This is a genomic window from Haloglomus irregulare (assembly GCF_007421925.1).
Classification (GTDB): Archaea; Halobacteriota; Halobacteria; order Halobacteriales; family Haloarculaceae; genus Haloglomus; species Haloglomus irregulare.
Window position 1 is genome coordinate 265,421 of the sequence record NZ_QMDX01000005.1, and the last position, 9,308, is coordinate 274,728.

Consider the following 9,308-nt stretch of genomic DNA (forward strand, 5'->3'; position numbering starts at 1 on the left):
CCCATTGGCTCCGCAGCCCGTCCTGCCGGCGAGTTCGGAACCGGAGCTCGGCTCAGACCATCGCCGCGCGGGGAACTCGGAGGTCGGACTGGACCCACGCGTCCTCGTCATCCCGGTCGTAGATGAGCAGGTCGCCCGCCTCCGTCTCGACGTCGACGAACCGCCGCAGGGAGACGGCGTCGATGCCAAGGGTCGGGCGCGATCCGTCACCACGGGTCCCGGTCGTCGTCATCGTGCGTACCTCGCTGCCGAAGGTTACCGCCAGATACTGTTAAATGTTACCGAACCACAAGAAGGGCCGGTCACGCGACCGGTAGAGCCGACGTGTGGACCCGGCCAGTCGCTGTCGGCGAGCCGTTCCGGCTCCCCTTCCCGGGTGTGAGTCGTGTGTCCCGGGAGGAGGGTGAACCGGAGGACGAGCGCGGACGGGAAACGAGTCAGCACGGAACGGAGGCGCGGAGGGATGGAGTCGTCGGGAACGGCCCGGAGGTCCTCGTCGATGGGGGTGGCCTCCTGGGCCCACGTCCCGCCGTCACGGCGGAAGATGGCACCGCCGCCGCCAACCGTGTACGCGACGTCGGCGACCTCGACGTCCTCCCACGAGTCGCCCAGGTCCGTGCGAACCCACTTCGCGCCGTCCCACTCCAGGACGGTACCGCCCCCGCCGACGACGGTCACGTCGTCGAAGCCGTCCGAATCGACCCCGAGAAGTCGCTGTCGGCGTCGGCGACGCCGATCCCCTCGTAGGTACCGCCGTCGTCCGTTCGGGAGACGGTCGTGTTCCCGTCGACGGCGTGGCCCTCGCGGCCACCGAAGAAGTCGATAGCGTTGAGATTGGAGCCGCTGCCCGGGGTCGTGTAGTCCCAGGTACCCGTCTCGCCGTCGTCGAAGGAGCTGTAGATCTTCCCCGAGTCGCCCGCCACGTAGACGTTGGCGCTACCGGGTGCCCCGCGCACGCTGACATCGTTGAAGTTGTTCGTCACGTCCATCGGGGCGGAGTGGTCGTCGAGCACCCCCGAGACGACGTCGTACTCACCGATGGCCCCGGACGCGCCGACGAACCAGAGCGCCTCGCCGTCGTCGGTGACGTCGGCCCCGTACAGGTCGTTCCCGTTACCGGTGGGACCGCCGTCCAACACCTTCGTCCAGCCGGCGGCGTCGCGTCGGAGGACGACGCCGCCAGTGCCGACGGCATAGATGCTGTTCGCCGTCCGCGCGACGTCGTACAGCGTACCACCGGTCGGCGTCTCGGCAACCGTCCAGCCGTCCTCATCGGCCACCGCCGCGCCGGTGCCGACCGCGAGCGCCGCGACCGCCGCACCGCTCGACTTCAGGAACCGTCGTCGGGTGGGGTAGGGAGTCATAGTCCACCCCACACTTCCGGCCTCGAGGGTATCGCCTCGCTGGCGAATAGTTCGGCCCTTTTTGTCAGAATGTTGTAACGTCTGCCGGGACTGTCCCGTCACTCGGGACAGTCTATGTACCAGAGAGAAGTTCCGAGAACGGAGATCCGTCACTCCGGCGGGTCGAACGCCTGCCGGACCAGTTCGGACTGGACCACCCGGAGGTGCTCGGAGAGGGTCGCCTTCGCGATGCCGAGTTCCTCCGCGATGTCGGCGGCCGACGGGCCGTCCGTGTCGAAGTAGCCCCGCTCGACCGCCGCCCGGGCGACCTCGCGCTGGCGGTCGGTCAGCTCGTCGATATCGAGCAGCACCGTCTCGGAGGCCGCCGAGATGCCATCCGGCGAACCGTCGCCGGCCCGGATGAGCTGCTCCAGTTCGACCACGTAGTCGGCGTGCCCGAACGCCCCGATGACTCGTTCGATCTCGCGAGTGTCGAGCGCCGCGAACGAGCACCGGAGGACGTCGCCCTCCCAGCGCATGTGGTACGGGTCGATAGGGAGGAACCCGAAGCCGTGCGCCAGACAGCTCCCGTGGCCGCAGGCCGTGGCCTCCCCGTCGGTACGGGCGAGCGAGGGTAGCCGACAGACGGTGCCGTCGCCGGCGCGGACGATGGGGTGCGCCCCCAGCGAGACCAGTCGCTCCTCCGGCACGGACTCAACGACCACCTGCGGCGCCCGGTCGGGTTCGCCGGGCGTGACGAGTTCACGGATCCCGAACTCCCCGGCTAGCCGCGTCACCGGGCAGTCCCGGACCGGACGGACGACGACCCGTGCGTGGACCGCGTTCGAGTTCGCGAGCGGGTCAGAGGACGCGGGCGAAGACACTGTTGGCAGGTGGAACCGCCGTAATAAAAGCGTTCATGGCCGCTTACGTCCCGTTCAGCCGGACCTGTCGGTCGGCCCAGTCGACCAGTCCCGACAGCGCCGCCCGCTCGCCGTCGGAAACGGAGCCCTCACCGAGGTCGCCGTCGAACGCGTTACAGACGACGGGCGACGCGTCCGTACACGCGGCCAGCAGCGCCGAGGGGTCCCCTGACGCCTGGAACGGGATGGTCGCGTCGTTGACGAACACCGCACGGGTCGACGGCATCGCCCTCAGCAGCCGGGCGGCGTTGCGCTCGTTCGCCCGTGCGAGTTCGAGCGCCGCTGAATCACCGTCGCTTTCGGCCCGGGGCGCATGCGCCATCAGCCGACCCACCCAGTCGACGCGCGGGACCTCGAACCGATCGAGCCGGCCGCCGAGCACCCGTCCGTCGCGGACGACCGTGGGCGCGAACTCCAGGACGACCACGCCCGCCCGACCGTGTCGCGCGACGTAGGTCCGGAGCGCGGTCGCGGTCCGGCGGGTCTTCCCGGCGTTGGAGGGCCCCGTCAACAGCGTGACGCCGTCGGCGGGAACGCCGGGCGCGAGGGGACCGGGACCGGTGTCGGTCACGGTCGGGCCACCACGCGCGAGCGGGGCATCAGTCCGCCGGCTCGCCAGCCGGCGACTCGCGCTGCCGGACGAGGAACTTCACGCCGATGGCGACGGTCGCCGCCGCGACGGCGATGGCGAACGCGACCGACAGCGCGCCGACAGCGGTGACCTCCTCGGTCAGCCCGACCGCCATCTCGCGGACGGAGTTGCCGGCCGCGACCGAGACGATGGCGAACACGGCCAGCCCGCCAGCGGTCAGTGCCGTGGACGGGCGCCCGGCGGTGCCGTCGCCGTGGAGCAGGTAGAGCACGAGTGCCAGCGCGAACGGCGTTCCGACGGCGCCGATGACCAGGGCCTGCGCCAGCAGCTGGACGAAGTTGCCGCTGACGAACGCGCCGGCAGCCGAGACCAGCGCGGTCGCGGCCAGCAGGCCGCGGTAGCGCGGGTCCTCGACGGTCGTCCCCCAGCCGAGCTTGTCGGCCAGCAGGAAGGGCGGGACGACGGTGTTGCCGCCCAGCGTCGAGACGGCCGCGCCGAGGATGCCGACGAGGAACAGCGTCACCGCCGCCGGCCCGACGACCGGCTGGAGGGCCGCCGCCGCCGCGCCGGCCGTGGGGGCGACCTGCTGGCCCCCGAGCGTCCCCGCCAGGACGAGGAAGATGGTGACACTGTAGAGGCCGAACGCCGCCAGCATCGACGCGCCGGCGTCGAACTTCGCCAGCGCGTAGTCCCCGGCGTCCCAGTTGCGGGCGCGCATCGTGTACGTATGCATCGTGATGAGCGTGACGTGGACGGCGCCGCCCAGAACGCCCGTGATGGCGGTCGCGGCGCCGACGGGCGAGGCGGGGACCAGCCCGTCGACCGCGGCCGCCGGCTCCGGCGGAACAACGACCAGCGTCGTGATGAAGACGAGGACCACCGCCGTGACGATGAGCTTCGCGCCCACCTCGGCAACCCGGTAGCCGCCACCGGCCAGGCCGGCGGCCAGGACGACCGCCCACGCGACGCCCCACAGTCGGACGTCGAACCCGAACAGCTGGGCGGAGATGGTCGCCAGCGTGAACATGATGAGCAGCTGCGCGACCATCGAGACGATGACCGTGTCCGCGACCAGCAGCCAGGCCCAGCCGTCGCCGAGCCGGTCCTCGACCGTCGCGACGATACCCTCCTCCGTGGCGGTTCCCAGCCGAGCGGCCAGCAGCAGGGTGATGAACCCGGCCGGCGCCGACAACAGCACGACCCACAGCAGGTCGTAGCCGAAGCTCGCCGCGAGTACCAGCGACCCGATAGTGGCCGGTCCCGCCGCGATGGCTCCGGCTAGCCAGCCCGGCCCCATCCCCCGCAGCCCGTTGCGAATCCCTGTCGTGTCCATACCCGGACTCCGGACCTTCTGCCCTTAACCCTTTACACCCGGTGGTACCACAGGGTGGCACCCCGTTCGAACGGGATAGCCCGGCCGCGACCGTGCGCGGGACGGACAGCACCGCCCGCCAGTTTATCGCGTCCGACCCCAACTACGGTTGTGACACAGTGCCCCGCCTGCGAGTCCGAGACGGAGAGTCGACTGGCCATCATCGAACCGAGCGAACTGCGGGAGGAACGCGAGTACTGTCTCACCTGTGGGTCGTTCATCGACGACGATGTGCGGCTGCCGGACGGGGAGTGACCTCGGCTACCTCGCGCCGGGAACCTTCTCGATGAGGCGCAGCGCGAGGTTGACACCCTTCGCGTAGAGCCCGTACGGCACGCCCGGCGGCGCCGACATGGTGCCGGCCTTCTGGAGCGTCACGTTCTGTGACTCGGTGTACTTCATCATACCCTCGTCGCCGTGGCGGCGGCCGATACCGGAGTCCTTCATGCCACCCATCGGGGCGTCGATGGAGGCGAACGCGGCGGCGTACCCCTCGTTGATGTTGACGGTACCGCACTCGATGCGCGAGGCGATGTCGACGCCGCGGTCGTAGTCCTCCGTCCAGACGGAGGCGTTGAGGCCGTACTCGGAGTCGTTGGCGCGCTCGATGGCCGCCTCCTCGTCGGAGAACTCGTAGACGCCGACGACGGGGCCGAACGTCTCGTCACAGCAGGCCAGCGCGTCCTCGGGCACGTCCGTCAGGACGGTGGGCTCGTAGAACGACGGGCCGAGGTCGGGCCGGGCGGTGCCGCCGCACTCGACGGTGGCGCCACGCGCCCGGGCGTCCTCGACGTGCTCCTCGACCTTCTCCAGGTGGTCCTCGTGGATGAGACAGCCCACGTCGACGGAGTAGTCGTACGTCGCGCCGAGGTCGAGGGCCTCGGTGGCCTCGACGAACCGCTCGAGGAACTCGTCGCGGATGGACTCGTGGACGTAGAGGCGCTCGATGGAGATGCAGATTTGGCCGGCGTTGGTGAAGCAGCCCCGGATGAGCCCCTCGACGGCCTTGTCGATGTCCGCGTCCTCGCAGACGATGGCGGGGTTCTTGCCACCCAGCTCCAGGGAGGCCTTCGTCAGGTGCTCGCCGGCCTTCGACGCGACGAGTTTGCCGGTCTCCGAGGAGCCGGTGAAGCCGAAGTAGTCGCACTCCTCGATGAGCGGGTCGCCCAGTTCGGGCCCGAAGCCGGGGACGATCTGGAACAGATCCGCCGGGAGGCCGGCCTCCTCCAGCAGCTGCTTGGCCTTCAGCGCCGAGTACGGCGTGTCCGGCGCGGGCTTGATGACGACCGCGTTGCCGGCCAGCAGCGCCGGGATAGCGTCGGAGGCCGTCAGGGAGAGGGGGTAGTTCCACGGGGTGATCATCCCGACGACGCCGACGGGCTGGTGATACACCCACGTCTTCTGTGCGCCGGCGACGCCGGCCCTCCGTCGCTCGCGCGAGAGGTAGTCCTCGGCCCGGTGGCCGTAGTGACGCGCGTTGATGGCGACGTCCATCACGCCCTCGTGGGCGTGCTTCCGGGACTTGCCGGTCTCGACCTGGACGACGTCGAGCAGGTCCCCGTCGTGGTCGAGCACGAGGTCGTGGAAGTCGAGGATGATCTCCTCGCGCTCGGCGACGGGGCGCTCGGCCCACTCGGCCTGGGCCTCGCGGGCACGCTCGAAGGCCGCCCGCATGTCGCCCGCCTGGCACGCCGGCAGCGACCCGATGACGTCGCCGGTGAACGGCTCGGTCACGTCGAACGTCTCGGTCACGCCGTCGGCCAGCGTGACGTACCGTCCGAGCCCCTCGATGCGCTCGTCCGACTCCGCCCGGTCGAGGCCGAACTCGCCCGCTTGCTCACTGACTGTCATATACCGTACAGGGGGCCGCGCGCTTCTTAAATCTGTAGCACGGCAGCCGGGGCTGTATTTAACAGGGTGTCCCTGCGGCAGACCGGCTGTCCGGGTCGCAGGCGCCTCGAGACGGCCCTGCAAGGGTAGCTCCATCACGTGACGCGGAGCCCTGACTCGTTCCGACGAGGCACTACGGAACCTATCGTTCTCCTGAGTGAAAGCCGGTATTCGCGTCAGTTCTCCGCCCACAGCACGAACACGACTTCGACGTATCGCGCCCAGACACTCGCTCGGCCGTGATGCCGTCCATCTCGGGCCTGTATTCGAGCATCTGCGTGAACCGGTCGAACGCCCACGAGTGACGGTCGAGGTTGCCGTGCTTCCCCCAGTTCTTCGACTCGCCGCTCCGTTCGTCTTCGCGGATACCCGAACGGTCGCCGACCACAATCGCCACAGCTCCTCCGGCAACACACCGCTGGACGATGTGTTTCGAGAGCGTGTGGAGGTAGTGGGTGCGGCGAGCCGGCGTCCTCTGATCCAGTCGTGTGGCCTGCTCGGAGTCCGAGTCGTCACAGCAAGCGGTTCGCTTGCTGAACTGGTAGTCGTCCTGCTTCAGACAGTTGAGCGGGTACAGTCCGCCGTGACCGTCTTCGTAGGCAAGCGCGGCGAGGTTGTTGATGCGGTCAACACCCACCGTCTTCTGACCGGGGGCTTCAGCGACCTCGATTTCGACTTTGCAGTCGAAGTGGAGTTCACACTCGTCACCAGTCCGGACTGCTCGGACCTGTTGAACGCTCTCCACGGTGGAGAGGGCAACGCCGGGTCGGGTTGGTACTCGCAGAGGATGACGTCCGGCCAGTATTCTCTCAGGTTGGAGCCCTTCGAGAGTCGGCCTCGCTCGCACTTCGCGTCGAGTTTGAATCCGGCGGCTCTGGACGTGACCGTGCTTCGCGGGTGTTCGTCCCCGTGTTTGCGGTAGTTCGGTGGGTTGGCTCTCGTGTCTCCGGTGCGTCGTCTCCCGTACCAGCCGTTGAACGCTTCACCGAGTTCTTACAGGACTCGCTGACTTGACTGCGAATGCAGGTCATCGTAGCGTTCGTGTGAGATGAGGTACGAGATGAGTTCGTTGTGACCGGGAATACGGCCTATCTCTGACCACACCCGGTCACGAACCCTCCGTCCGACGTTCCAGCGTTCCGAGGCTGAGAACCCGAGGGCGTCGAGGCCGTCGGACGCCCGTTGCTGGTTCCGTATGGAGGCAGTGTAGCTGCGGGTGATGACCCGTTTCGCCGTAGACAACCTATCTGATCGGAGTTAGCTGAACGTGTGGATTCGAGCGTGGGATATCCTGCCGAGCGTTTGGACGGTGATCTGCGAAGGGTAGGGTCGGATTCATCCCCGGCCTGAACGGCGGGGCTCTCTCCTTGATTCTCGGTAGATCGAGGGACGACCCGATGGTCGTATCAAGTAGCTTCCACCGAAACGTCACGCCCCGAGCGCGACGGAGCGGACCGTTCGGTCACGACACCGGGGGTAGACAGGAGGGGGCCGGCAGTCAGCGGGCCGCTCGGTCCGCCTCGCGGCGACCGTCGGTCACCAGCTCACTGCGGCGACACCGTCACGCGGATGACCTCGCTCGGGTCGGCGTACCGGTAGGCGTCGTTGACCATGTCGGCTGGATGGACGACACCCTCCGTCGCGCCGATGGTCGGGCCACCGTTCCCACCCTGGGCCGGGGCGCCGGTCGTGTCGACGCCGGGCTGGCCGTTCAGCTCCGTGCCGGCATCGAACAGCCCGACGGCGTCGGTCACGTCGCCCTGAACGGGCTCCCCGTCCTCGGGCCACAGCTGGATGGCCGATTCCGGCGCGAGGAACAGGTCGTTCGAGGGGACGTACATCGTGGCAAAGGAGAGTCGCTGCCCGGGAGAGGCCGTCATCTCGACCTCGAAGGCACCGCCGGGAGCGATGGGCGGCGCGCCGGGGACCGCTCCCATCGGGTCGTTCGGGTCCTCGACCGTATCCGACGGTGTGAAGGCGCCGACGCTGGAGACACGGTCGACCTCGGGGAGTTCATCAACCAGCCCCGGCTGGTCGGGGAAGCCGGTCGGCGGCCCCGCTTCGGCCACCGCCTCCAGCCCGACAGAAGCTGGCTCGCCAGCCGTGAAGATGGGGTTGTCGCCGGTGTGGACCGCGTATGCCCCTGGCGTGATCCAGATCTGGCCGCCGGTCGCCGTGTCCGACCCGTAGAAGTCCGTCGGCGCCACGTTCTCCACCCGCAGCGTGAGTGTGACCTCCTCCATCATCCCGTCGTCCGTCGGTGTCGGTTCGTCGGTCATCTCGTCGTCCGGCGTGGGCTCGTCCGTCGGCTGGTCGCCGGACCCGCCGATGCTCGAACAGCCCGCGACCGCGGCGAGACCGGCGCTCCCGGCAACCTGCAGGAACCGTCGCCGCCGTGTTGAGTCGTCGTTCGACATTACGGTCGCGGCTACGGAACACCCATGAAAACCGATTTTTCAAACTCCGTCCGAGGACCGTGCCGACTTCGGGTCAGGTCCGTCACGACTCCATCGCAATTCGACCGCACTTTCCCACCGTCGCCGCGCGTCATCGACGTCTCTCCGGGTCACCGCGCGGACCCCGACGGGCGACGCGACTATCGGTATCGGGCACGAAATCGGGAGTTCGAGCGGAGCGCAGGACTGGCGGCCGTCTCAGTGGATGCCCAGCGCCTCGATCTGCTCCTGGTACCGGTTCCGGATGGTGACCTCGGTCACCTGCGCGACCTCGGCGACCTCGCGCTGGGTCTTCTTCTCGTTGCAGAGCAGCGAGGCGGCGTAGATGGCCGCGGCGGCGTAGCCCGTCGGGGACTTCCCCGAGAGCATCCCCTTCTCGGCCGTGACCTCGATGATCTCGCGGGTCTTCTGCTCGACCTCCTCGGAGAGTTCGAGCTCGGAACAGAAGCGGGGGACGTACTGGACCGGGTCGACCGGCTCCAGGCCCAGCGAGAGCTCCTGGGCGACGTAGCGGTAGGTGCGGCCGATCTCCTTCTGCTCGACGCGGGCCACCTCGGCGACCTCGTCGAGCGAGCGCGGGATGCCCTCCTGGCGGCAGGCGGCATACAGCGCGGCGGTGGCGACGCCCTCGATGGAGCGCCCCCGGATGAGGTCCTCGTCCAGCGCGCGGCGATAGATGACGGAGGCCACCTCCCGGACCGAGCGCGGGACGCCCAGCGCGCTCGCCATCCG

The 9,308-nt window shown here is 68.8% G+C and carries 8 protein-coding genes and 2 pseudogenes; 1 reads left to right on the forward strand and 9 read right to left on the reverse strand.

All coding sequences use genetic code 11. From position 1 onward, the window contains the following. Nucleotides 1-52: 52 nt before the first annotated feature. From DP107_RS10635 to DP107_RS10655, 5 genes and pseudogenes are all read right to left on the reverse strand, one after another. The gene (locus DP107_RS10635) at nucleotides 53-232 is read right to left on the reverse strand and encodes a hypothetical protein (protein WP_144262140.1); all 180 of its coding nucleotides are present in this window, start codon (nucleotides 230-232) and stop codon (nucleotides 53-55) included. Between the two features lie 245 nt (nucleotides 233-477). Further along, nucleotides 478-1,364, reverse strand: a pseudogene (locus DP107_RS10640) (twin-arginine translocation signal domain-containing protein); the annotation flags it as partial. 149 nt (nucleotides 1,365-1,513) lie between these two features. Then, on the reverse strand, nucleotides 1,514-2,227 hold the full coding sequence (locus DP107_RS10645; RefSeq protein ID WP_144262141.1) for a helix-turn-helix domain-containing protein: 714 nt from the start codon (nucleotides 2,225-2,227) through the stop codon (nucleotides 1,514-1,516). A 43-nt stretch (nucleotides 2,228-2,270) separates the two neighbouring features. Beyond that, complete coding sequence (locus DP107_RS10650; RefSeq protein WP_144262142.1) at nucleotides 2,271-2,837, reverse strand: hypothetical protein; 567 nt, start codon at nucleotides 2,835-2,837, stop codon at nucleotides 2,271-2,273. 28 nt (nucleotides 2,838-2,865) lie between these two features. Continuing rightward, complete coding sequence (locus DP107_RS10655; protein ID WP_144262143.1) at nucleotides 2,866-4,191, reverse strand: NRAMP family divalent metal transporter; 1,326 nt, start codon at nucleotides 4,189-4,191, stop codon at nucleotides 2,866-2,868. Nucleotides 4,192-4,341: 150 nt separating this feature from the next. Between DP107_RS10655 and DP107_RS20035 the strand changes: the two genes are divergently transcribed. After that, nucleotides 4,342-4,485: a hypothetical protein gene (locus tag DP107_RS20035; RefSeq protein ID WP_185977266.1), complete on the forward strand. Its 144-nt coding sequence runs from the start codon at nucleotides 4,342-4,344 to the stop codon at nucleotides 4,483-4,485. A 6-nt stretch (nucleotides 4,486-4,491) separates the two neighbouring features. Here DP107_RS20035 and DP107_RS10660 read toward each other — a convergent pair whose 3' ends face one another. The 4 genes and pseudogenes from DP107_RS10660 to DP107_RS10675 form a co-directional block, all read right to left on the reverse strand. After that, a complete protein-coding gene (locus DP107_RS10660; protein ID WP_144262144.1) occupies nucleotides 4,492-6,081 on the reverse strand; it encodes a succinic semialdehyde dehydrogenase in 1,590 nt (529 codons plus the stop codon). A 208-nt stretch (nucleotides 6,082-6,289) separates the two neighbouring features. Beyond that, nucleotides 6,290-7,362 (reverse strand): annotated as a pseudogene (locus DP107_RS10665) (transposase); the annotation flags it as partial. Nucleotides 7,363-7,664: 302 nt separating this feature from the next. Continuing rightward, a complete protein-coding gene (locus DP107_RS10670; RefSeq protein ID WP_144262145.1) occupies nucleotides 7,665-8,537 on the reverse strand; it encodes a spondin domain-containing protein in 873 nt (290 codons plus the stop codon). A gap of 237 nt (nucleotides 8,538-8,774) precedes the next feature. After that, a partial coding sequence (locus tag DP107_RS10675) for a transcription initiation factor IIB (protein ID WP_394348538.1) occupies nucleotides 8,775-9,308 on the reverse strand: 534 nt, incomplete at its 5' end.

What these genes read in the sequence shown, in the direction of transcription:
- DP107_RS10635 (WP_144262140.1), bottom strand. Translation starts at nt 232, where the DNA reads ATGACGACGACCGGGACCCGTGGTGACGGATCGCGCCCGACCCTTGGC.
- DP107_RS10655 (WP_144262143.1), bottom strand. Translation starts at nt 4,191, where the DNA reads ATGGACACGACAGGGATTCGCAACGGGCTGCGGGGGATGGGGCCGGGC.
- DP107_RS10660 (WP_144262144.1), bottom strand. Translation starts at nt 6,081, where the DNA reads ATGACAGTCAGTGAGCAAGCGGGCGAGTTCGGCCTCGACCGGGCGGAG.
- DP107_RS10670 (WP_144262145.1), bottom strand. Translation starts at nt 8,537, where the DNA reads ATGTCGAACGACGACTCAACACGGCGGCGACGGTTCCTGCAGGTTGCC.